This window comes from Streptomyces sp. NPDC088915, from assembly GCF_044749825.1.
Classification (GTDB): Bacteria; Actinomycetota; Actinomycetes; order Streptomycetales; family Streptomycetaceae; genus Streptomyces.
In genome coordinates, this window is the sequence record NZ_JBIVIR010000001.1 from 232,809 (window position 1) to 255,281 (window position 22,473).

The window sequence follows — 22,473 nt, forward strand, 5'->3', positions numbered from 1 at the left end:
GTCGGCTCCCGTTCCGGGCCGCCCCTGGAGTCAGCTCGGGTCGGCCAAGGTCTTCCGCAGGAGTGCGCCGAATTCCTCGGGGTGCGTGGTCAGACCGGTGTGTCCGCCGGGGAAGAGCCGGAGCGGTGTGTGCAGACGCTCGGCCAGGAACGCGGCCGCGTGGTAGGGGAGTTCGCCGTACGAGTCCCGGCCGCCGACGAGGAGGAGCCGGTCCGTCAGCGCCTCCAGCCGGTCGGCGTCGGGGACGTACGCCATGAAGCGGGGCACGATGCTCCCGACGAAGTACGGCAGGTTCGCCATCGTCCGTTCCCTGCGCGCCGCCGCCTGCGGCGGAAGGGCGGTGCCGGCCCCGGGTCCGGACACGGCCGGCTCGCCCGCCTTCCTCAGGCCCGCCGCGAAGACGCCCATCGCCGGCATGAGCCCCCGGGTGCGCAGGGTCTCGGCCACCCGCGCGACGAGGGCGCGGTGCTCGGCCGCGTCCGGCAGGACCTCCACCACGGGCGGCTCGTGCGCCACGACGCGGACGAAGCGCTCGGGGTGTGCGGTGAGGAGGTGCAGGGCGGTGATCGCACCCGAGCTGGCGCCGAACACCCGGGCCGGCTCGTCCGGTGACAGCAGCTCGACGAGCCGGAACGCGTCCTCGGCGTGCTCGGCGACGCTCTGCTCGGCGCCCGGGTCGTCCAGCACGCTGCGGGACATGCCGCGCGGATCGTAGGTCGCGACCGTGTACGAGGCCGCCAGCTCGTCGGCGACGCCGTCGAAGGAGGCCGTGTCGCCTCCTCCTCCGGGTATCAGCAGCAGGAGGGGGCCCCGGCCGCGCACCTCGTAGTACAGGGTCGCGCCGTTCACGCGCAGGCTTCCGGTGGTCGGACCGGTCATGAGGGATCTCCTTCTCGGGAGGCGGGCCAGTGCTCCAGGAGGGTGTGCAGGGCGTCGAGGGCCCGGACCCACGACTGCTGCGGCGACCGCTCGTGCGCGAAGCCGCCCGCCGCCTCCAGGGCGACGAACCCGTGGAAGGTGCTGCGCAGCAGCCGGACCGCGTCGGTCAGATCGGGCTCGGCCAGGCCGTAGCCGCGCAGCATTCCGTAGGTCAGCTCGACCGCCCGCCGCGGCCCGGGCGCGCCCGCGGCCAGCTCGGGGTCGATCCGTACCGTGCTCTGGGTCGCGGCGTAGCGGCCCGGGTGCCGGTGGGCGTACTCCCGCCAGGCGTCGGCGAAGGCGACCAGCGCGTCCTTGCCCGCCCGTCCGGCGGTCGCCCCGGCGATGCGGAGGGTCTTCTCGTCCGCCGCGAGGAGCGCGATCCGTCCGCGCAGGTCCTCGAGGCCGCGCACGTGCGTGTAGAGGCTCGCGTCCTTCACGCCCAGCCGCCGTGCCACCTGCGCCATGGTCACCCGCTCGAACCCGACCTCGTCCGCCAACTCGGCGCCCACGGCCGTCACTCGCTCCGCCGACAGTCCCGCCCGCGCCACACGTCCTCCTGATTTTCCTAGGAGCCCTAGTTATAACCTAGGGGCCCTAGGATCGCGAGCAAGAAAATCGCCCCTCGCGTGAGGCGAGGGGCAGGTCGTACGGGCGCGGTGCCGACGTCCGTTTCACACGGCTCCCGCCCGAGGGCCCGGGTGGCGGCGATGAGCCCGGCCAGGGACGTGCGGGTCTCCGACAGCGCGGAGATCCGGCCGTCCAGGTCCCGGAGGTGCTCCTGAGGGGTCTCCACCTTGCACTCGGCGACCGTGCCGTCCCGCCGCACGCACGGCAACAGGCCCCGGATGACCCGGGTCGGCAGACCGGCGTCCAGGAGCGAGCGGATGCGACGGACCACGTCGGCCGCGTCGGCGCCGTAGCGGCGGTGGCCGCTGTCGAGGCGGTGGGACTCCAGAAGGCCCTGCTCCTCGTAGTAGCGCAACAGCCGGACGGACGCCCCCGCTGCGCGCCTTCCTGGAGAACCTGTCGACCTACCTGGAGGAGGACCCGGAGGGCTGCTTCGACACCGTGCTCAGCCCTTACGCCGAGGCCGGACCGACCACCGGGCAGGAGCGGTCCACGGCCGCGTCGGGCGGCGGACCGGAGGGCCCGTCAGGTCTGGGCCATGTCCACGAAGCGGGAGTAGTGGCCCTGGAAGGCGACGGTGATCGTGGCCGTCGGGCCGTTTCGGTGCTTGCCGACGATGATGTCCGCCTCGCCCGCGCGCGGGGACTCCTTCTCGTAGGCGTCCTCGCGGTGCAGCAGGATCACCATGTCGGCGTCCTGCTCGATCGAGCCGGACTCACGCAGGTCGGAGACCATCGGCTTCTTGTCGGTGCGCTGCTCGGGGCCACGGTTGAGCTGCGAGAGCGCGATCACCGGCAGTTCCAGCTCCTTGGCGAGGAGCTTGAGGTTTCGCGACATGTCCGAGACCTCCTGTTGACGGCTCTCCTGGCGCTTCGAACCGCCCGACTGCATCAGCTGGAGGTAGTCGATGATGACGAGCTTGAGGCCGTTGCGCTGCTTGAGGCGCCGGCACTTCGCCCGGATCTCCATCATCGACAGGTTCGGCGAGTCGTCGATGTAGAGGGGTGCCTGGGAGACGTCCGGCATCCGGCGGGCCAGGCGCGTCCAGTCCTCGTCGGTCATCGTGCCGGAGCGCATGTGGTGGAGCGCGACCCGGGCCTCGGCCGAGAGCAGGCGCATCGCGATCTCGTTGCGGCCCATTTCGAGGGAGAAGATGACGCTGGGCAGGTTGTGCTTGATGGAGGCTGCGCGGGCGAAGTCCAGGGCGAGCGTCGACTTACCCATGGCGGGACGGGCCGCGATGATGATCATCTGACCGGGGTGCAGGCCGTTGGTCAGCGAGTCGAGGTCGGTGAAGCCGGTCGGCACACCGGTCATCTCGCCGCTGCGGGAGCCGATCGCCTCGATCTCGTCGAGCGCCCCCTCCATGATGTCGCCGAGCGGCAGGTAGTCCTCGGTGGTGCGCTGCTCGGTGACCGCGTAGATCTCGGCCTGGGCCGAGTTCACGATCTCGTCGACGTCCCCGTCCGCCGCGTACCCCATCTGCGTGATCTTGGTGCCCGCCTCGACGAGGCGGCGCAGGACGGCGCGCTCGTGGACGATCTCGGCGTAGTACGAGGCGTTGGCCGCGGTCGGCACCGACTGGACCAGGGTGTGGAGGTAGGAGGCCCCGCCGACCCGGGTGATCTCGCCGCGCTTGGTGAGCTCGGCGCCGACCGTGATCGGGTCGGCCGGCTCGCCCTTGGCGTAGAGGTCGAGGATCGCCGCGTACACGGTCTCGTGCGCGGGCTTGTAGAAGTCGTTGCCCTTGATGATCTCCACGACGTCCGCGATGGCGTCCTTGGAGAGCAGCATGCCGCCGAGGACGGACTGCTCGGCGTCGAGGTCCTGCGGGGGGACGCGCTCGAATCCGGAGAGTCCGCCGTCCCAGGGGCCTTCGCCGCCCCGCTCGTGCTGGTCGTCGCGCCCCCGGCCGCGACCGCGTTCACCCCGGGTACGGGTGGGCAGCCGGTCGCTCGGTCCGCTGTCGGCCCAGGGGTCGTCCAGGGCCTCGGGAACGCTCACCAAGCCACCTCCTCCGTCCGCTCCGCGGACCTAGCCGTGCCACTCTTTCACGCCACGGACCTGATCAGAGAGTGGCTTCGCTACCGCTTCCGGGACGTCGGGCGACGGACCAGGGTAGGCCTGTGGAGGGCTCCAGCCAATCCAGTTATCCACAGGCCCTGTGGGCGAACGCCCAGATGCTGTGGAGAACTCGCCGGATCCTGTGCACAGAGCGGGGGACAGCCTTGTGGACAAACTCATAGCGCTCTCCACACCGCCCACGTGACCTGCGGTTTTACCATCCACCGGCTGTGGGGGAGAAAAAGTTTTCCTCCCGGGCCAAGATCAGAACAAACGGCCCACATCCGGAGTCCCGCTTCCTCCACAAGTAAGGGTTGCCAATGCCTTGTATCTCTTACCTGTGGAAGATTAGATTGCTCCCATGAGTCAGGCTCCTCCGACCCCCAAGGCCGTCCGTCGTCAGCACGACCGCGAGATCGTCTCCCTCGCCCTGCCGGCCTTCGGCGCCCTCGTCGCCGAGCCGCTCTTCCTCATGGTCGACAGCGCCATCGTCGGCCACCTCGGCACCCCTCAGCTCGCGGGCCTCGCGATCGCCGCGGCCCTGCTCTCCACCGCCGTCAGCGTCTTCGTCTTCCTCGCCTACGCCACCACGGCGGCCGTCGCCCGGCGCGTGGGCGCGGGCGACCTCCCGGCCGCCATCCGGCAGGGCATGGACGGCATCTGGCTCGCGCTCCTCCTCGGTGCCGCCGTCGTCGCCCTGACCCTGCCCACCGCGCCCTGGCTCGTCGACGTCTTCGGAGCCTCCGACACCGCCGCTCCCCACGCCGTCACCTATCTCCGGATCTCCAGCCTCGGCATCCCCGCCATGCTGGTGGTCCTGGCCGCCACCGGCGTCCTGCGCGGCCTCCAGGACACCCGTACGCCGCTCTACGTGGCGATCGGCGGCTTCGCGGCCAACGGCGCGCTCAACCTCGGTCTGGTCTACGGGGCCGGGCTCGGCGTCGCGGGTTCCGCCTGGGGCACGGTCATCGCCCAGTGCGGCATGGCCGCCGCGTACCTCACCGTGGTCGTACGGGGCGCCCGCCGCCACGGTGCCTCCCTGCGCCCCGACGCGTCCGGCATCCGGGCCTCCGCCCGGGCCGGCGTCCCGCTCCTCGTCCGTACGCTCTCGCTGCGGGCGGTCCTGATGATCGCCACGGCCGTCGCGGCCCGGCTGGGGGACGCGGAGGTCGCCGCCCACCAGATCATCCTGTCCCTGTGGAGCCTGATGGCCTTCGCCCTCGACGCGATCGCCATCGCGGGCCAGGCCATCATCGGCCGCTACCTCGGCGCGGACGACCCCGGGGGCGCCCGGCAGGTCTGCCGCCGCATGGTCCAGTGGGGCGTGGTCTCCGGAGTGGCGCTCGGCGTGCTCCTGGTCGTCGCCCGCCCGCTGTTCGTCCCGCTCTTCACCGGCGACACCGTGGTCCGGGACACCCTGTTCCCGGCCCTGCTCGTGGTCGCGGTCTCCCAGCCGATCGCCGGGGTGGTCTTCGTCCTCGACGGCGTCCTCATGGGCGCGGGGGACGGCTCCTATCTGGCCCGGGCCATGCTGCTGACCCTCGCCGTCTTCGCCCCGGTCGCCCTGCTGGTCCCGGTCCTCGGCGGCGGGCTCACGGCCGTGTGGTGGGCGATGACGCTGATGATGACGGTCCGCATGCTGACGCTCTGGTTCCGCGCCCGCTCGGGCCGCTGGATCGTCACGGGCGCCACCCGCTGACCCTCCGCGCTTCCCGTTTCATGTTTCACGTGAAACGGCACAAGCCGACGTATACGGCGGAAGGGCCGCACCCCGAGGGGTGCGGCCCTTCCTCACTGCTGAGCGCAGACTGCCGAAGGCAGCGTTACGCGGCGACGACCTCGACGCCGAGCTTCGCGGCAACCTCGGGGTGCAGACGCACAGACACCTGGTGCGAGCCCAGGGTCTTGATCGGCGAACCGAGCTCGACGCGACGCTTGTCGACGTCCGGGCCACCCGCGGTCTTAATCGCCGAGGCGATGTCGGCCGGGGTCACGGAGCCGAAGAGACGGCCGGCGTCGCCGGAGCGGACGGCCAGGCGCACCTTCGTGCCCTCGAGCTGGGCCTTGATCTCGTTGGCCTGCTCGATGGTCGCGATCTCGTGGATCTTGCGGGCGCGGCGGATCTGCGCCACGTCCTTCTCGCCACCCTTGGTCCAGCGGATCGCGAAACCGCGCGGGACCAGGTAGTTGCGAGCGTAGCCGTCCTTGACGTCGACGACGTCGCCAGCGGCACCGAGGCCGGAAACCTCGTGGGTCAGGATGATCTTCATTAGTCGGTCACCCTTTCCTTATCGCGCGGTGGACGTGTAGGGCAGCAGCGCCATCTCACGGCTGTTCTTGACGGCCGTGGCGACGTCACGCTGGTGCTGCGTGCAGTTGCCGGTGACGCGGCGGGCACGGATCTTGCCGCGGTCGGAAATGAACTTCCGCAGCATGTTCGTGTCCTTGTAGTCCACGTACGCGGTCTTGTCCTTGCAGAACGCGCAGACCTTCTTCTTAGGCTTGCGCACAGGCGGCTTCGCCATGGTGTTTCTCCTGTGTGATCAAGAAGTGTGGGGTACGAGCCGCTTCGAGGGCGTGCCCCCGAAGGGATCCCTAGAAGGGGGGCTCGTCCGAGTAGCCGCCGCCGGAGTTCCCACCCCAGCCGCCACCGCCGCCACCGGCCTGCTGGCCGCCGCCGGAGGGAGCGCCGGTCGCCCACGGGTCGTCGGCGGGAGCACCGCCGCCACCCTGCTGGGCACCGCCGGAGTTTCCACCCCAGCTGCCACCGCCGCCGCCCTGCTGGCCGCCGCCACCGCCGCCGTATCCGCCCTGGCCGCCGCGACCGGTGGTCTTGGTGACCTTGGCCGTGGCGTTCTTGAGGCTGGGGCCGACTTCCTCGACGTCCAGCTCGTAGACCGTGCGCTTGACGCCCTCACGGTCCTCGTAGGACCGCTGCTTCAGCCGGCCCTGCACGACGACGCGCATGCCTCGCTGGAGCGACTCGGCGACGTTCTCCGCCGCCTGACGCCAGACCGAGCAGGTGAGGAAGAGGCTCTCGCCGTCCTTCCACTCGTTGGTCTGACGGTCGAAGGTGCGGGGGGTGGACGCGATACGGAACTTCGCGACCGCCGCACCGGACGGGGTGAAGCGCAGCTCGGGGTCGTCGACAAGATTGCCGACGACCGTGATGACGGTCTCGCCTGCCATGGGGGAACCTCTCGGCGGGATTGCTTCTGGCTGCTGTGTTGCTACTCGAACCCGATGACTTCTGAGCTAGACGCTCAGTGGGTCTCGGGACGGAGGACCTTGGTCCGGAGGACCGACTCGTTCAGGTTGAGCTGGCGGTCGAGCTCCTTGACGACCGCAGGCTCGGCCTGCAGGTCGATGACCGAGTAGATGCCCTCGGGCTTCTTCTTGATCTCGTAGGCGAGACGACGACGGCCCCAGGTGTCGACCTTCTCGACCTTTCCGTTGCCCTCACGGACGACGGAGAGGAAGTTCTCGATCAGCGGGGAGACAGCGCGCTCCTCGAGATCGGGGTCGAGGATGACCATCACCTCGTAGTGACGCATGTGGAACCCACCTCCTTTGGACTCAGCGGCCACGGTCGTTCCGTGGCAGGAGGGTCGTGATGCGTGAACAACGGTATCCGCCACCACTGACAGTCCCCCTCGCCGAACGCGTCGGGTGAGGGGCACCGCCGGGATCCCGGGAGGGACCTGGGCAGACACCGGTGCAGACCGTACAGCGTACCTGCACATGCCCTTCCGGTTGAAATTCCCTGGTGAAGGGACGCAATCTGTACACAACGGATGTGGGCGGCGCTACGATGCGCCGCCTTCCGGCAAGCACGCCAGGAGGTGCCCCATGGCACAGGCAATGCGACGCGACCCCGGCCATTCCCTCTTCGCCACCGACGGCAAGCCGCACCCGCTCCAGGACGCCCTGGTCGGTGTGACGCTGGTGCTCGGCGCCATCGCCTTCGTCACCGCGCAGTTCCACAACCTCCACCTGCTCAGCTCCTGGGCGGGTCTGATCGGCATCCTGACCGGCGGATACGGCCAGTTCATCTCCGCGACGACCCGCGAGCGCTTCCTCATGATCGTCGGTCTCGGCGCGTCGGCGGTCGGGTTCTACCTCGGCATGGCCCACGGCGGCCTCTTCGGCTGACCCGGGCTCCGCGCCCCCGATCGGTCCCGCATCCCCCGATCGGTCCCGCACCCCTTGATCGGTCTCGCACCCCTGATCGGTCCCGCACCCCCCGATCGGCCCTGGGGCCGCCGTCCGTCCTCGGGGCCGGTCGGGCGGGGTGCGCGGCACGTCAGGGCCCGTACAGACATACGGGGCGCTCCCCGGTCACAGTAGGCTTCGGCGCGAGAGCCGGAGCCCCTGACCGATGGGGACACACCTGCCGAGGAGCGCCCCGCATGAGCCTGACCCTGAGGACCATCAGCCGTGAGCAGCATCTGGGTTTCATCCAGAGCCAGCCCTCGGCGAGCCACTGCCAGGTCCCGGCGTGGGCCGATGTGAAGACCGAGTGGCGCTCGGAGAACCTCGGCTGGTTCGACAAGAGCGGCGAGCTCGTCGGCGCCGGCCTGGTCCTCTACCGCCAGCTCCCGAAGATCAAGCGCTACCTGGCCTACCTGCCCGAGGGCCCGGTCATCAACTGGTACGCGCCCAACCTCGACGACTGGCTGCAGCCGATGCTGGCGCACCTCAAGCAGCAGGGCGCCTTCTCGGTGAAGATGGGTCCGCCGGTCGTCATCCGCCGCTGGGACTCGGCCGCCATCAAGTCCGGCATCCAGAACCCGGACGTCAAGCGCCTCAAGGACGTCGAGGCCAGCCACATCGAGCCGCGCGCCTTCGAGGTCGCGGACCGGCTGCGGAAGATGGGCTGGCAGCAGGGCGAGGACGGCGGCGCCGGCTTCGGCGACGTGCAGCCCCGCTACGTCTTCCAGGTCCCGCTCGCGAACCGCTCGCTCGACGACGTCCTCAAGGGCTTCAACCAGCTGTGGCGCCGCAACATCAAGAAGGCCGAGAAGGCCGGCGTCGAGGTCGTCCAGGGCGGCTACGAGGACCTGGCCGAGTGGCAGCGGCTGTACGAGATCACGGCCGTCCGCGACCACTTCCGGCCGCGTCCGCTCTCGTACTTCCAGCGCATGTGGACCGTCCTCAACAGCGAGGACCCCAACCGCATGCGGCTGTACTTCGCCCGCCACAACGGGGTGAACCTCTCCGCCGCGACCATGCTCGTCGTCGGCGGGCACGTCTGGTACTCCTACGGCGCCTCCGACAACATCGGGCGCGAGGTCCGGCCCTCGAACGCGATGCAGTGGCGGATGCTGCGCGACGCCTACGCGATGGGCGCGACCGTCTACGACCTGCGGGGCATCTCGGACTCCCTCGACGAGACCGACCACCTCTTCGGCCTCATCCAGTTCAAGGTCGGCACCGGCGGCGAGGCCGTCGAGTACGTCGGCGAGTGGGACTTCCCGCTCAACAAGCTGCTGCACAAGGCGCTCGACATGTACATGTCGCGTCGCTGACCGGGTTCGCGCGGCACGGCCCCAGGACGTGCCGCGCACGGTTCCGTACCCTCGTAGACACCTGTCACCCGTAGACAGCTGTCCCCGTAGACACCTGTCATCCCTGACACACCGCAGCCATCAGAAAGGTTCCGGGCCGGCCATGGCGCTCTCCCTGTACGTCGACACCGCTCGCTGGCGGGCGCACCAGAAGACGGTCATCGACCAGTTCCCCGGTCTCATCCCCGTCTGCAAGGGCAACGGCTACGGCTTCGGCCACGAGCGGCTCGCGGACGAGGCGGCCCGGTTCGGCGCCGACATGCTCGCCGTGGGCACCACGTACGAGGCCGCGAGGATCAAGGACTGGTTCAGCGGCGACCTGCTGGTCCTCACCCCCTTCCGCCGGGGCGAGGAGCCGGTGCCGCTGCCCGACCGGGTGGTGCGCTCCGTCTCCTCCGTGGACGGCGTCCACGCCCTGGTGGGCGCCCGCGTCGTGATCGAGTGCATGAGCTCGATGAAGCGGCACGGCGTGCGCGAGGAGGAGCTCCACCAGCTCCACGCCGCCATCGAGGACGTGCGCCTGGAGGGCTTCGCCCTCCACCTCCCGCTGGACCGCCCGGACGGCACCGACGCCGTCGAGGAGGTCATCTCCTGGATGGACCGGCTGCGCAACGCCCGGCTGCCGCTGCACACCATGTTCGTGAGCCACCTGCGGGCCGAGGAGCAGGCCCGGCTCCAGCAGCAGTTCCCGCAGACACGTTTCCGCGCCCGCATCGGCACCCGGCTCTGGCTGGGCGACCACGAGGCCACGGAGTACCGGGGCGCGGTCCTCGACGTGACCCGGGTCGCCAAGGGCGACCGGTTCGGCTACCGCCAGCAGAAGGCCGCGTCGGACGGCTGGCTGGTCGTCGTCGCCGGCGGCACCTCGCACGGCGTGGGCCTGGAGGCCCCCAAGGCGATGCACGGGGTCATGCCGCGCGCCAAGGGCGTGGCGCGGGCCGGCCTCGCCACCGTCAACCGCAACCTGTCGCCGTTCGTGTGGGCGGGGAAGCAGCGCTGGTTCGCCGAGCCGCCGCACATGCAGGTGTCGATCCTGTTCGTGCCCGCCGACGCCCAGGAACCCCGGGTCGGCGACGAGCTCGTGGCGCACCTGCGCCACACCACGACGCAGTTCGACCGGATCGTCGAGCGCTGAGCGTCCGGTCCGGGGGCCGGGGCTCCAGGCCCCGGTCCCCTGACCGGCCGTGACCGTTCAGCCCCGGAGTTCCCGCTCCCCGGAAGCGGCGTGCCGGGCCGGACGCGCCGCGCCGCCCGCCACGAAGACGTCCTCCGCGCCGTCCAGGACGCCCCCCGAGGGGTCGTCCGAGCCGTCCTGCCGTACCGGATCCTTTCCGGGCGCCAGGACGTCGCGCACGACCATCGCGCACAGGTACAGGGTGCCGAGCAGGTGCAGCACGATCGCGAACTGGTAGCCCTCCACCGGCAGGCCCTGCTTGTCGTTGCCGCTGGTCGTGAACGCCAGGTACATCCAGACGCCCAGGAAGTACATGACCTCGCACGCCTGCCAGATCAGGAAGTCGCGCCAGCGCGGCCGGGCGAGGACCGCCAGCGGGACCAGCCACAGCACGTACTGCGGCGAGTAGACCTTGTTGACGAGGACGAACGCGGCGACGACCAGGAAGGCCAGCTGGACGAAGCGGGGCCTGCGGGGGGTCGTGAACGCCAGGTACGCGAGGCCGATCACGGCCATGCCCATCAGCAGCAGCGCGTACAGGTTGGCCCGGTCCGGCGGGATCGAGGTGTCCGTGCGCTGGCCGACGAGCAGCCAGACCGAGCCGAAGTCGACGTTCCGCTGCCTGCTGAAGAGGTAGAACTGCTTCCATCCCTCCGGCGCGAGCAGCATCACCGGCAGGTTCACGACCAGCCAGGACCCCGCGAAGCCGAGCACCGCGGCCCCGTACTCCCGCCACTTCCCGGCACGGCAGCAGAGCAGCAGCAGCGGGAGGAGGAGCAGGACCGGGTAGAGCTTGGCGGCCGTGGCCAGACCCAGCAGGATCCCGAAGGCCACCGGGCGGCTCCGCGCCCACATCAGGACGGCGGCGGCGGTCAGCGCGACGGCCAGCAGGTCCCAGTTGATCGTGGCCGTGAGCGCCACCGAGGGCGCCAGGGCGACCAGGAGGCCGTCCCAGGGGCGCCGGCGGTGCGTCCTGGCCACGCAGACCGCCAGGACGGCCGCGCAGACCATCAGCAGGCCGGCGTTGGCCAGCCAGTACGCCTGCTCGCGCTCCGCCAGGTCGCCGCCGCCCGGCGTCAGCCAGGAGGCGACCTCCATGAAGAGCCCGGTCAGGACGGGGTACTCCAGGAACGGTATGTCGCCGGTCAGCCGGTCGAAGTAGGGGACCAGGCCGTCCGCGAAGCCCCGCCCGGAGAACAGGTGCGGGATGTCCGAATAGCAGGCGTGCGTGTACTGGGAGGTCGTCCCCCGGAACCAGGCCCAGTTGTAGCAGGGCAGCTTCTGCACCATGCCCAGGGCGAACATGCCGACGGCCACGAGGGCGACCACCCGTACCGGGGACAGCTTCCCGGTGCCGGGCAGCGCCCGGCGGCCGTAGGGGCCGCCGATCAGCTCGCTGCCCGCGGCGGCCACCTCGTCCCGGTGGGTGGGGATGACCGTCTGCGAGCGCTCCCGGGGCGCGCTCGGCTTCTGGAGGCTCGGCATGGGGGACATCCTGCCGTACGCCCCCGGGAAAACGGCGGGGGCCGCCGCGGCCGGCTCCGTACGGGAGGTACGGAACGGCCGCGACGGCCCCGAAGGAGTGACCTCGGCGGGGGCTAGGGGACCCAGGACCCGTCGCCGGGCCTGTTCCCGCCCGGCCTGCCGCCTCCGTCGTCCGTCGGCGTGTCGGTCGGATCCGGCTCGTCGGTGTTCGTCGGCGTGCCCGTGGGCTCCCCGGTGTTGCCGCCCGGGTCGCCCGGGTTGTAGCAGTCCGGATCCCAGATGCTGCACGTCGTCTTGGTCGGCTTCGGCGTCTTGGACGGCGTCGGGGGAGTCGTCGACGGGGTGGTCGGAGGAGTCGTCGACGGGGTGACGGACTCGGTCGGCGTCGGCGAGGCCGTCTTCGACTCGGTCACCGTCGGCGTCGGCGTCGGGCTCGAAGCGCCGCCGCCGAAGACCCCCTTGGCGTCTTCCAGTTCGCCCGGCTTGGGGAACTTCACCTTCGGATCGTCCTTGACGGCCTCGGACATGTAGTCCTGCCAGATCTCCGAGGGGAACGACGAACCGTGGATCGTGTCACGGCCACCGGTGCCGTACATCTTCTCGAACTTGCGGTTCTTCTTGGTGTCGTCGTCGTCGTAGCGGTACATATCGATCGCCGTCGCCAGCTGCGCGGTGTAGCCCACGAACCAGGCGGACCGGTTCTCGTCGGTCGTACCGGTCTTGCCGGCCACGGCGCGCCCGGGGAGGCGGGCCTTCCTGCCGGTGCCCTCGGGGTCGTCCACAACGTCCCGGAGGACGTCGGTGACGTTGCTGGCGATGGCCGCGCTGAAGGCCTGAGCGGTCTCCGCCTTGTGCTCGTGGACGGTCTTGCCGTCCTTGACCACCTTCTGCACGGAGTAGGGGTCGTTCTGCTCGCCCTGGTTGGCGAAGGTCGAGTAGGCGCCGGCCATGCGGATGGCGCTCGGGCTGGAGATGCCGAGGGAGAACGAGGGAACCTCGCCCTTGACGAGCGAACTCTCCAGCAGACCGGCCTTCACGGCGGCGTCGCGGACCTTGTCGATGCCGACGTCCATGCCGAGCTGCACGTAGGGCGAGTTGGCGGACTTGATCATGGCCCGGCGCAGCGAGATGCTGCCGTAGTCCTCCTGGCCGTCATTGGTCTGGCGCCACTCCTCGCCCTTCTCGTTGTGCCAGATCTCGCCGTTGTACCTCCGGACCACCAGCCCGTTCTTGCCGGAGTAACGGCTCTTGTCCGGGTCCACGATCGTGCGGGTGGAGGCGTCCTGGTCCTCGCCCAGTTCCCTGTCCCGCACGCCGTCCTTCATCGCGGCGGCGAGCACGAAGGGCTTGAACGTCGATCCGACCATGGCGCCGGTGGCGTCGGCATTGTTGGTGAAGTGCTTGGTGGAGTCGACGCCTCCGTAGAGGGCGACGATCGCTCCCGTGTCCGTGTCGACGGAGGCGCCACCGAACTGGACGTTCGTGTCCGTCTTGGGGCGCTTCTTGGGATCGATGTTCTCCTTGATGACCTTCTGGACCGACTTCTCGAGCGCGGTCACCTTCTTCTTGTCGAAGGTCGTGTAGATCTGGTAGCCGCCGCGCTCCAGCTCCGCCTCGCTGAGGTCGAACTGGGTCCTGATGTTCGCCTTGGCGGTCCTGACGAGGTAGCCGATCTGACCGGTCAGGTTGGCACTCTGACCGGGCTTCTGGATCTTGGGGAAGGTCGTGTACTTGGCCCGCTCCTCGGCCGTGATCTTCCTGTCCTTCTGCATCTCGTCGAGGATCCAGCCCCACCGCTTGGTGGCCCGCTCGGTGTTCTTCTCGGCGGTGGCGTTGGGGTCGATCTCGGGGTAGCCGGCCGGGTCGTAGTACGTCGCACCCTTCAGCACCGAGGCGAGCAGCGCCGCCTGGCTGGGGTTGAGCTTGTCGGCGTCCGTGTTGAAGTAGGCCCGGGAAGCCGCCTGGATGCCGTAGGCACCGCGCCCGTAGTACGCGGTGTTCAGGTAGCCGGCCATGACCTTCCTCTTGTCGACCTCGTTGCCGACCTTCATGGCGATGAAGAATTCCTTCAACTTCCGGGTGAGGGTCTGCGACTGGTCGTCGAGGAGGTTGTTCTTCACGTACTGCTGGGTGATCGTCGAACCGCCCTGGGTCTGGCCGCCCTTGGCCATGTTCCACACGGCGCGCCCGATGCCCATCGGGTCGATGCCGGAGTCGTCCCAGAAGGTCTTGTTCTCCGCCGAGACCACCGCGTCCTGCATGTGCTTCGAGATCTGCGGGAGCTGGACGATCTGGCGGTTGGCGCCGTCGCCCGTCGCGACCATGCGGGTGCCGTCGGCCCAGTAGTAGATGTTGTTCTGCGACCTCGCGGTGTCGGCTTCCCTGGGGATCTCCACCTGCGAGTAGGCGTAGGCCGACACGCCCATCAGGGTCGCCGCGAAGAACAGGAACGTGCCCGTCACGAGCCGCCACGAGGGGACCCAGCGGCGCCAGCCGTACTTGTTGTGGCGCGGGTAGTCGATGATCCGCTTCTTGCCGGGTCCGCGCCCTTCGGGGCCGCCCCCGGGGCCGCGCCCCCCGCCGCCGCCACCGCGCCGGCCGCCACCGGATCCGCCGGGACCGCCGGGGCCGCCGGGACCGCCGGGACCGGAGCCGGCTCCCTTGCGGCGGCTGCCGCGCTGGGCGGCACGGCGGGCCTCCGCGCGTCCTCCGTAGGGACGCTCCTCCCCGCCGTAAGAGGAAGGAGGCCCGTAGGAGGCCGAAGGGGCCCCCGTACCGACGTCCTGGGCCGGGGCCGACCTGCGGCCCGCCGGCTGCTGGGCAGCGCGCCGTGCCGCCGCGCGTCCACCCGTCGGTGGCTGCTGCTGCGGCGCTTTGCGACGATGCTCGCTCATCGAACGACTACTCCTCGGGCAGGCGAGTACGCCTGGAAGCGGCAGTTGAGTTCCGGTCCCCCCGAAATGCGCACGGCCGGGACCCATCGGAGGCCCCCCCGTACCGCAGCCGGTCACCCGCAGCACTGACGCCCCACGGCATCGCTCGGTTCCCGGTGGTCTGCATCCGCACAGACTACGCACGGCCAAAAACCACCTGGAGCCGGACTTCACCCCAAATCAGGCAAGTCGACTGCTGTGAATCGAGGATGTGACGCCGGTCACGACGGGTCCACTTGTCGCAGCAGAGCGGCCGTTCTATCGTGCTGATGTATCGAGCCGATACATCAGCACGGCATAAGGGCACCGGAAGCGGAGGAGGCGACGGATGAGCAGACGCTCCGGCATCCTCGAATTCGCCGTCCTCGGTCTGCTGCGCGAGGCGCCGATGCACGGATACGAGCTGCGGAAGCGGCTCAACACCTCGCTGGGCGTCTTCCGCGCCTTCAGCTACGGAACGCTCTACCCCTGCCTCAAGACGCTGGTCGCAAACGGCTGGTTGATCGAGGAACCGGGCAGCGCTCCCGAGGACACCCTCGCCGCGTCACTCGCGGGGCGCCGGACCAAGATCGTCTACCGGCTGACCCCGGAAGGTAAGGAGCACTTCGAGGAGCTCCTCTCCCACACGGGGCCGGACTCCTGGGAGGACGAGCACTTCGCCGCCCGCTTCGCCTTCTTCGGGCAGACCGAGCGCGAGGTGCGGATGCGCGTCCTCGAAGGCCGCCGCAGCCGGCTGGAGGAGCGCCTGGAGAAGATGCGCGCCTCCCTGACACGGACGCGCGAGCGCCTCGACGACTACACGCTTGAGCTGCAGCGCCACGGCATGGAGTCCGTGGAGCGCGAAGTGCGCTGGCTGAACGAGCTCATCGAGAGCGAGCGGGCGGGGCGGGATCGACGATCCGGCCCCGGAACCGCCGCTCTGCACGACAACGATTCTGGAGAAACGGGCGGCCTGCCCCGGCACGGGGGCAGTACCCGGCCGGATCCGTCCGACGACACCACCACGTGAAACCCCGCGCACAGCAGGGCTTCACACGATCACACAGGGAGCAACCGGAATGGGTTCGGTTCGCGTAGCCATCGTCGGCGTGGGCAACTGCGCCGCCTCGCTGGTCCAGGGCGTCGAGTACTACAAGGACGCCGACCCGGCGGCCAAGGTGCCCGGCCTGATGCACGTCCAGTTCGGCGACTACCACGTCGGTGACGTCGAGTTCGTCGCCGCCTTCGACGTCGACGCGAAGAAGGTCGGCCTCGACCTCTCCGACGCCATCGGCGCCAGCGAGAACAACACCATCAAGATCTGCGACGTCCCGAACAAGGGCGTCACGGTCCAGCGCGGCCACACCCTCGACGGTCTCGGCAAGTACTACCGCCAGACCATCGAGGAGTCCGCCGAGGAGCCGGTCGACGTCGTCCAGATCCTCAAGGACCGCCAGGTCGACGTCCTCGTCTGCTACCTGCCGGTGGGCTCCGAGCAGGCCGCGAAGTTCTACGCGCAGGCCGCCATCGACGCCAAGGTCGCCTTCGTCAACGCCCTCCCGGTCTTCATCGCCGGCACCAAGGAGTGGGCGGACAAGTTCACCGAGGCGGGCGTCCCGATCGTCGGCGACGACATCAAGTCGCAGGTCGGCGCGACCATCACGCACCGCGTGATGGCGAAGCTGTTCGAGGACCGCGGTGTCCGTCTCGAGCGCACCATGCAGCTCAACGTCGGCGGCAACATGGACTTCAAGAACATGCTGGAGCGCGAGCGCCTGGAGTCCAAGAAGATCTCCAAGACGCAGGCCGTCACCTCGCAGATCCCCGACCGCGAGCTGGGCGAGAAGAACGTCCACATCGGCCCGTCGGACTACGTGGCCTGGCTGGACGACCGCAAGTGGGCGTACGTGCGCCTCGAGGGCCGCGCCTTCGGTGACGTTCCGCTGAACCTGGAGTACAAGCTCGAGGTGTGGGACTCCCCGAACTCGGCCGGTGTCATCATCGACGCCCTGCGCGCCGCGAAGATCGCCAAGGACCGGGGCATCGGTGGCCCCATCCTCTCCGCGTCCTCGTACTTCATGAAGTCCCCGCCGGTGCAGTACTTCGACGACGAGGCCTTCGCCAACGTCGAGAAGTTCATCAAGGGCGAGGTCGAGCGCTGATCACGCCGCACGCCTGACGGCTGATCACGCCGCACGGCTGACGAGGAGGGCCCCGGGCACTGCCCGGGGCCCTCCTCGTATGTGAGTCTTGCTGCCATGTCCGTCGTACGTGATCTGCGCGTACTCCTGCGCCTGACGAACTTCCGCCGCCTGCTCGCCGTCCGGCTGCTCTCCCAGTGCGCCGACGGCGTCTACCAGGTGGCCCTGGCCACGTACGTCGTCTTCTCCCCCGAGAAACAGACCTCCCCCACCGCGATCGCCTCCGCCATGGCGGTGCTCCTGCTCCCGTACTCGCTCGTGGGACCCTTCGCCGGCGTGCTCCTCGACCGCTGGCGGCGCCGCCAGGTCTTCCTGTACGGGAACCTCCTGCGCGCCCTGCTCGCGTGCGGGACCGCGGTGCTCGTCCTCGCCTCCGTGCCCGACTGGCTCTTCTACGCCTCCGCGCTCTCCGTCACGGCCGTCAACCGCTTCGTCCTCGCGGGGCTCTCGGCCTCGCTCCCGCGCGTCGTCGACGACGAACGGCTGGTCGTGGCGAACTCGCTCTCCCCCACCGCCGGCACGCTCGCCGCGACCGTCGGCGGCGGTCTCGCCTTCGGCGTCCGCCTGCTCGCCGACGGCTCCGACGCCGCCGTGGTGGCCTTCGGCGCCGTCCTCTACCTCTGCGCCGCCCTCGCCTCCCTGCGGATGTCCCGGGAGCTCCTCGGTCCCGATCCGGACCTCGTGCCCCAGCGCCTCGCCACGGCCCTGCGTTCGACGGCGCGGGGCCTTGCCGAGGGGCTGCGCCACCTCACCGAGCGGCGGCCCGCCCTCCGGGCGCTCACGGCGGTGGGCCTCATACGGTTCTGCTACGGCGCCCTGCTCGTCACCGTGCTCATGCTCTGCCGCTACACCTGGAGCTCCACCGAGTCCGAGGGGCTCGCCCTCCTCGGACTCGCCGTCGCCCTGTCGGGGGCGGGCTTCTTCGCCGCCGCGGTCCTCTCCCCGTGGGCGGTCCACCGGTTCGGCCCCTTGGGCTGGATGACCGTGTGCACGGCGTCGGCCGCCGTGCTCGAACCGGCACTCGGCCTGACCTTCGCCCCCGTGCCCTTCCTCGTCGCCGCCTTCCTCCTCGGGCTCATCACCCAGGGAGCCAAGATCGCGACGGACACGGTGGTGCAGACGTCCGTGGACGACGCCTACCGGGGCCGGATCTTCTCGCTCTACGACGTGCTGTTCAACGTCGCCTTCGTCGGCGCGGCCGGAGTCGCGGCCCTCATGCTGCCGCCCGGCGGACGCTCGGCTCCGCTGATCGTCCTGGTGGCCATGATCTACGGATCGACCGCCGTGGCTCTGCGCGGGGAACGTGCGAAGGGGTGATGTTTCACGTGAAACACCACCCCTCGTCGAGCATCCGTCGGGCGGGCCGGTGTTTCACGTGAAACAGGGGCCCGCCCGTCGGGAACGGCTCAGCCCTGCGCTTCCCACCACTCCTTGAGCGCGGTGACGGCCTGGTCGTGCTCCATCGGTCCGTTCTCCAGCCGGAGTTCAAGGAGGAACTTGTACGCCTGGCCGATGGCAGGGCCGGGACCGATGCCCAGGATCTCCTGGATCTGGTTGCCGTCGAGGTCGGGACGGATCGCGTCCAGCTCCTCCTGATCCTGGAGCTGGGCGATGCGCTCCTCCAGGCCGTCGTAGGCGCGGGAGAGGGCGGCCGCCTTGCGCTTGTTGCGGGTGGTGCAGTCCGAGCGGGTCAGCTTGTGCAGACGCGAGAGCAGGGGGCCGGCGTCCCGCACGTAGCGACGCACGGCCGAGTCGGTCCACTCGCCGGTCCCGTACCCATGGAAGCGGAGGTGCAGCTCCACGAGACGGGAGACGTCCTTGATCATCTCGTTGGAGTACTTGAGCGCGGTCATGCGCTTCTTGGTCATCTTCGCGCCCACGACTTCGTGGTGGTGGAAGGAGACCCGCCCGTCCTTCTCGAAGCGACGGGTCCGCGGCTTGCCGATGTCGTGCAGCAGGGCCGCGATGCGCAGCACCAGGTCGGGGCCGTCCTCCTCCAGGTCGATCGCCTGATCGAGCACGGTCAGCGAGTGCTCGTAGACGTCCTTGTGCCGGTGGTGCTCGTCGCTCTCCAGTCGCAGCGACGGCAGCTCGGGCAGCACGTGGTCGGCGAGGCCGGTGTCCACGAGGAGACCGAGGCCCTTCCGCGGGTGTGCCGAGAGGAGGAGCTTGTTGAGCTCCTCACGGATGCGCTCGGCGGAGACGATCTCGATCCGGCCGGACATCTCCTTCATGGCCGTGACGACCTCGGGGGCGACCTCGAAGTCCAACTGGGCGGCGAACCGCGCGGCCCGCATCATGCGCAGCGGGTCGTCGGAGAAGGACTCCTCCGGCGTGCCCGGCGTGCGCAGCACCCGGGCGGCCAGGTCCTCCAGGCCGCCGTACGGGTCGACGAACTCCTTCTCGGGAAGGGCCACGGCCATGGCGTTGACGGTGAAGTCACGCCGGACGAGGTCCTCCTCGATCGAGTCGCCGTAGGAGACCTCGGGCTTGCGCGAGGTCCGGTCGTACGCCTCCGAGCGGTACGTGGTGACCTCGATCTGGAAGCGCTGGACGGTGTCCCCGACGCGGGCGTCCTTCTGGCAGCCGACCGTCCCGAAGGCGATCCCGACCTCCCACACGGCGTCGGCCCACGGGCGGACGATCTTCAGCACGTCCTCGGGGCGGGCGTCGGTGGTGAAGTCCAGGTCGTTGCCGAGCCGGCCGAGCAGGGCGTCCCGCACCGAGCCACCGACCAGCGCGAGGCTGAACCCGGCTTCCTGGAAGCGGCGGGCGAGGTCGTCGGCAGCGGGGGACACGCGCAGCAGTTCGCTGACCGCGCGGCGTTGCACCTGACTCAGTGCAGTGGGGGTGTCTTCGTTGGCGTTCGGCACAACAGAAAAGGGTACGTGCCCCGGCTCACCGCGACGTCCCCGTTTTCCCGGGGCGCAGCCGCCCGTTCCCGGGGCGCGGGGCCGCCCGGCCGCGTGCCCCGGGGGCCGGGCGAAGATCACCCGGAGCACTCCCCGGCACTTGCTCCCAGCGTGCCTCGTTACCATGCCTGGACACAGCAACCGGGAACCACCGATACCACTGGCACCACAGACAACGACGAGGACGGGCGAAGGCGTGGCCGAGGCGGCAGACATCAAGGGGACCGGTCCCTCACCTGCCCGCCGGTGGCTGCGGCGCACACTCACCGTCGCCGTCGGGGCGCCGCTCCTCACCGGGCTGCTCCAGGCCCCGGTGGTCACCTCCTCAGCGGTCGCCGCTCCCTCGGCGACCACCGCAGAGGACGCCACCGGCTCGAAGACCGTCGACGTGTCGCTCGACACGCTGACCCCGAACACGCCGGTCGAGGGCGACACCGTCACCCTCACCGGCACGGTGACCAACCGGGGCAAGAGGACCATCACCGACGCGTCCGTCGAACTGCGCGTCGGCCCCCGGATGACCAGCCGCAGCGAGATCGAGCAGGTGACGGGGCGCACGGGCTACCGGAGCGACAGCGATCCCGCTCCCGCGCAGGACGCCCCCACCGCCAAGATCCCCAAGCTGGGTGCCGGTCTCAGTGCGGAGTTCTCCCTCTCCGTCCCGGTCTCCGACCTCGGGCTCGACGAGGCGGGCGTCTACCAGCTCGGCGTCTCCCTCAGCGGACAGACCTCGGACCGCCCCTACCCCCGGGTGCTCGGCATCGAGCGGACCTTCCTGCCGTACCAGCCCGAGGCCACCGAGAAGAAGACCCGGATCAGCTACCTCTGGCCGCTGATCGCCTCGTCCCACGTCTCGGCGGAGACGGCCACGGACGACCAGCAGACCCCGGTCTTCGAGGACGACGCCCTGGCGGCCGAGCTGCGTCCGGGCGGACGCCTCGACCAGATGGTCACGCTGGGCAAGGACCTGCCGGTCACCTGGGTGATCGACCCGGACCTCCTCGCCACCGTCGACGCCATGGCGAACGGCTACCGCGTCAAGGAAGGCTCCCTGCACGTCCCCGGCACGAACAAGGAGCTCGCCGAGCGGTGGCTGGGCGCGCTGGAGAAGGCGGTGCAGGGCCACAAGGTCGTCGCCCTCCCCTTCGCCGACCCCGACCTCGCCTCCCTGGCCCACCACGGCAAGGACGTCCCCGGCTCCCTGGGGCACCTCCAGTCGGCGACCGCCCTCGCCGGAGTGACGGTCGAGACCGTCCTCCACGTGCAGCCCTCCACCGACTTCGCTTGGCCCGTCAACGGGGCCGTCGACCCCGCCATCGTGTCGGTCGCGACCTCGGCCGGCGCCGACAAGGTGATCGCCCGCAGCGACAGCGTCCGCGACGACCTCTCCTACACGCCGTCGGCGGCCCGCCCCCTGGGCAACGGCAGCACCACGGCCGTGGTGAGCGACGCGCTCCTGTCCACCGCCTTCGAAGGGGACATGGTCCGCGCGGAGGGGTCCACGCTCGCCGTGCAGGAGTTCCTCTCCCAGACGCTCGCGATCACCCTGGAGCAGCCGGAGAAGCAGCGGAGCGTCGTGGTCGCCCCCCAGCGGGTGCCGACCGTCGCCCAGGCCCAGACCATGGCGACCGCCCTGCGCGGCCTCTCCGGCCGGCGCTGGAGCCAGCCGAGCGACCTCGTCGCGGCGGCCGCGGCCAAGCCGGATCCGAACGCCTCCACCTCGGTGCCCGGCAGCTCGCGGTACCCGAAGAAGCTGCGCGACCAGGAGCTGCCGGTCCAGGCCTTCCGCGACATGAAGACCACCCGGGACGAACTGAACGACTTCAAGGTCGTCCTGACGCTCCCGGAACGCGTCGTGACCCCGTTCGGCACCGCGATCAACCGCGAGATGTCGACCTCCTGGCGCGACCGGACCAGAGCGGCCGCGATCTACCGGGACAACGTCCTGGACTACCTGCAGGAGCTCACCAAGAGCATCCAGCTGGTCGACAAGTCAGACCTCACGCTCTCCGGCCGCAGCGCGACGATCCCCGTGACCGTCCAGAACAAGCTGGTCCAGGGCGTGGACCACTTGGTGCTGCGCCTCACCTCCAACAACAAGAACCGACTGAAGATCAACGGCGACAGGGTCGCCGAGCTGCCCGTGAAGGTCGGCGCCGGGCACAACCAGTCGGTGAAGTTCGACGCCGCGGCAGCCGTCAACGGCCAGGTCCCGGTGACGGCCCAGCTCTACACCGAGGACGGCACTCCCTACGGGAAGCCGATGTCGTTCATCGTGAAGGTCTCCGAGATCACTCCCACGGTGATGCTGGTGATCGCCGGTGGTGTCCTCCTCCTCGCCCTCGCCGGTGTGCGGATGTACACCCAGCGCAAGCGACTGGCCGCCCAGGCCACCGAAGCAGAAGAGGCCGAGGCGGAGGCTGAGGCGCCCGAAGAGGCGGAGAAGGCCGGGAAGCTGGAAGGGACCGGAGCGGACGGGCCGGGCGCGGAGCCGGGGGAGGGCGGCGCGGGCGGACCCGAGCAGCCGAGTGACCCGACACCGGACACCGGGTCCGAAAGCGGCGACCCGTCGGCCACGGGTGAGAAAGTGGACCGTTGAGCGATGTCGTG

General features: G+C 70.0%; 18 protein-coding genes and 1 pseudogene. 8 read left to right on the forward strand and 11 right to left on the reverse strand.

Annotated elements, in window-relative coordinates; translation table 11 throughout:
* Nucleotides 1-30 precede the first annotated feature (30 nt).
* From ACIP5O_RS01115 to dnaB, 4 genes and pseudogenes are all read right to left on the reverse strand, one after another.
* Nucleotides 31-879, reverse strand: coding sequence for an alpha/beta fold hydrolase (locus ACIP5O_RS01115; RefSeq protein WP_401287019.1), 849 nt, complete (start codon nt 877-879; stop codon nt 31-33).
* Nucleotides 876-1,469 carry a TetR/AcrR family transcriptional regulator gene (locus ACIP5O_RS01120; RefSeq protein WP_401287022.1) on the reverse strand — a complete coding sequence of 198 codons (594 nt, stop codon included), beginning with the start codon at nt 1,467-1,469 and terminating at the stop codon, nt 876-878. The genes ACIP5O_RS01115 and ACIP5O_RS01120 overlap by 4 nt, the downstream gene beginning before the upstream one ends.
* A 26-nt stretch (nt 1,470-1,495) precedes the next feature.
* Nucleotides 1,496-1,918, reverse strand: a pseudogene (locus ACIP5O_RS01125) (MerR family transcriptional regulator); the annotation flags it as partial.
* A 155-nt stretch (nt 1,919-2,073) separates the two neighbouring features.
* Nucleotides 2,074-3,534, reverse strand: a complete 1,461-nt coding sequence (dnaB, locus tag ACIP5O_RS01130; protein ID WP_063885203.1) for a replicative DNA helicase — start codon at nt 3,532-3,534, stop codon at nt 2,074-2,076.
* A 439-nt stretch (nt 3,535-3,973) separates the two neighbouring features.
* On the opposite strand from dnaB, the gene ACIP5O_RS01135 reads away from it, so the two are divergent.
* Complete coding sequence (locus ACIP5O_RS01135) at nt 3,974-5,311, forward strand: MATE family efflux transporter (RefSeq protein ID WP_401287026.1); 1,338 nt, start codon at nt 3,974-3,976, stop codon at nt 5,309-5,311.
* A 124-nt stretch (nt 5,312-5,435) separates the two neighbouring features.
* Here the strand turns inward: ACIP5O_RS01135 and rplI are convergent, their stop codons facing one another.
* From rplI to rpsF, 4 genes are all read right to left on the reverse strand, one after another.
* A complete protein-coding gene (rplI, locus tag ACIP5O_RS01140) occupies nt 5,436-5,882 on the reverse strand; it encodes a 50S ribosomal protein L9 (protein ID WP_053640001.1) in 447 nt (148 codons plus the stop codon).
* A gap of 18 nt (nt 5,883-5,900) precedes the next feature.
* Complete coding sequence (rpsR, locus tag ACIP5O_RS01145; protein ID WP_005315025.1) at nt 5,901-6,137, reverse strand: 30S ribosomal protein S18; 237 nt, start codon at nt 6,135-6,137, stop codon at nt 5,901-5,903.
* Between the two features lie 70 nt (nt 6,138-6,207).
* On the reverse strand, nt 6,208-6,801 hold the full coding sequence (locus ACIP5O_RS01150; protein WP_401287029.1) for a single-stranded DNA-binding protein: 594 nt from the start codon (nt 6,799-6,801) through the stop codon (nt 6,208-6,210).
* A gap of 74 nt (nt 6,802-6,875) precedes the next feature.
* Nucleotides 6,876-7,166 carry a 30S ribosomal protein S6 gene (gene rpsF / locus ACIP5O_RS01155; RefSeq protein WP_015034882.1) on the reverse strand — a complete coding sequence of 97 codons (291 nt, stop codon included), beginning with the start codon at nt 7,164-7,166 and terminating at the stop codon, nt 6,876-6,878.
* Nucleotides 7,167-7,461: 295 nt separating this feature from the next.
* Between rpsF and ACIP5O_RS01160 the strand changes: the two genes are divergently transcribed.
* The 3 genes from ACIP5O_RS01160 (at nt 7,462) to ACIP5O_RS01170 (ending at nt 10,314) form a co-directional block, all read left to right on the forward strand.
* A complete protein-coding gene (locus ACIP5O_RS01160; RefSeq protein WP_356539682.1) occupies nt 7,462-7,764 on the forward strand; it encodes a hypothetical protein in 303 nt (100 codons plus the stop codon).
* Between the two features lie 257 nt (nt 7,765-8,021).
* A complete protein-coding gene (locus ACIP5O_RS01165) occupies nt 8,022-9,140 on the forward strand; it encodes a peptidoglycan bridge formation glycyltransferase FemA/FemB family protein (RefSeq protein WP_356539680.1) in 1,119 nt (372 codons plus the stop codon).
* A gap of 142 nt (nt 9,141-9,282) precedes the next feature.
* Nucleotides 9,283-10,314, forward strand: a complete 1,032-nt coding sequence (locus ACIP5O_RS01170; protein ID WP_356539678.1) for an alanine racemase — start codon at nt 9,283-9,285, stop codon at nt 10,312-10,314.
* 57 nt (nt 10,315-10,371) lie between these two features.
* Here ACIP5O_RS01170 and ACIP5O_RS01175 read toward each other — a convergent pair whose 3' ends face one another.
* Together ACIP5O_RS01175 and ACIP5O_RS01180 are read right to left on the reverse strand one after the other, a co-directional pair.
* Complete coding sequence (locus ACIP5O_RS01175) at nt 10,372-11,838, reverse strand: glycosyltransferase family 87 protein (protein WP_401287033.1); 1,467 nt, start codon at nt 11,836-11,838, stop codon at nt 10,372-10,374.
* A gap of 113 nt (nt 11,839-11,951) precedes the next feature.
* Nucleotides 11,952-14,732: a transglycosylase domain-containing protein gene (locus ACIP5O_RS01180; RefSeq protein ID WP_401287036.1), complete on the reverse strand. Its 2,781-nt coding sequence runs from the start codon at nt 14,730-14,732 to the stop codon at nt 11,952-11,954.
* Between the two features lie 367 nt (nt 14,733-15,099).
* Here ACIP5O_RS01180 and ACIP5O_RS01185 point away from each other — a divergent pair, with 367 nt between their 5' ends.
* The 3 genes from ACIP5O_RS01185 to ACIP5O_RS01195 all read left to right on the forward strand — a co-directional run bounded on the left by ACIP5O_RS01185 (nt 15,100) and on the right by ACIP5O_RS01195 (nt 18,268).
* The gene (locus tag ACIP5O_RS01185) at nt 15,100-15,780 is read left to right on the forward strand and encodes a helix-turn-helix transcriptional regulator (RefSeq protein WP_401287039.1); all 681 of its coding nucleotides are present in this window, start codon (nt 15,100-15,102) and stop codon (nt 15,778-15,780) included.
* Nucleotides 15,781-15,829: 49 nt separating this feature from the next.
* Nucleotides 15,830-16,912: an inositol-3-phosphate synthase gene (locus ACIP5O_RS01190; RefSeq protein WP_356539670.1), complete on the forward strand. Its 1,083-nt coding sequence runs from the start codon at nt 15,830-15,832 to the stop codon at nt 16,910-16,912.
* A 96-nt stretch (nt 16,913-17,008) separates the two neighbouring features.
* On the forward strand, nt 17,009-18,268 hold the full coding sequence (locus tag ACIP5O_RS01195) for an MFS transporter (protein WP_401287043.1): 1,260 nt from the start codon (nt 17,009-17,011) through the stop codon (nt 18,266-18,268).
* 89 nt (nt 18,269-18,357) lie between these two features.
* Here ACIP5O_RS01195 and ACIP5O_RS01200 read toward each other — a convergent pair whose 3' ends face one another.
* Nucleotides 18,358-19,824, reverse strand: coding sequence for a CCA tRNA nucleotidyltransferase (locus ACIP5O_RS01200; protein WP_401287046.1), 1,467 nt, complete (start codon nt 19,822-19,824; stop codon nt 18,358-18,360).
* 235 nt (nt 19,825-20,059) lie between these two features.
* Between ACIP5O_RS01200 and ACIP5O_RS01205 the strand changes: the two genes are divergently transcribed.
* On the forward strand, nt 20,060-22,462 hold the full coding sequence (locus ACIP5O_RS01205; RefSeq protein WP_401287049.1) for a DUF6049 family protein: 2,403 nt from the start codon (nt 20,060-20,062) through the stop codon (nt 22,460-22,462).
* The last annotated feature ends 11 nt before the right edge of the window (nt 22,463-22,473 follow it).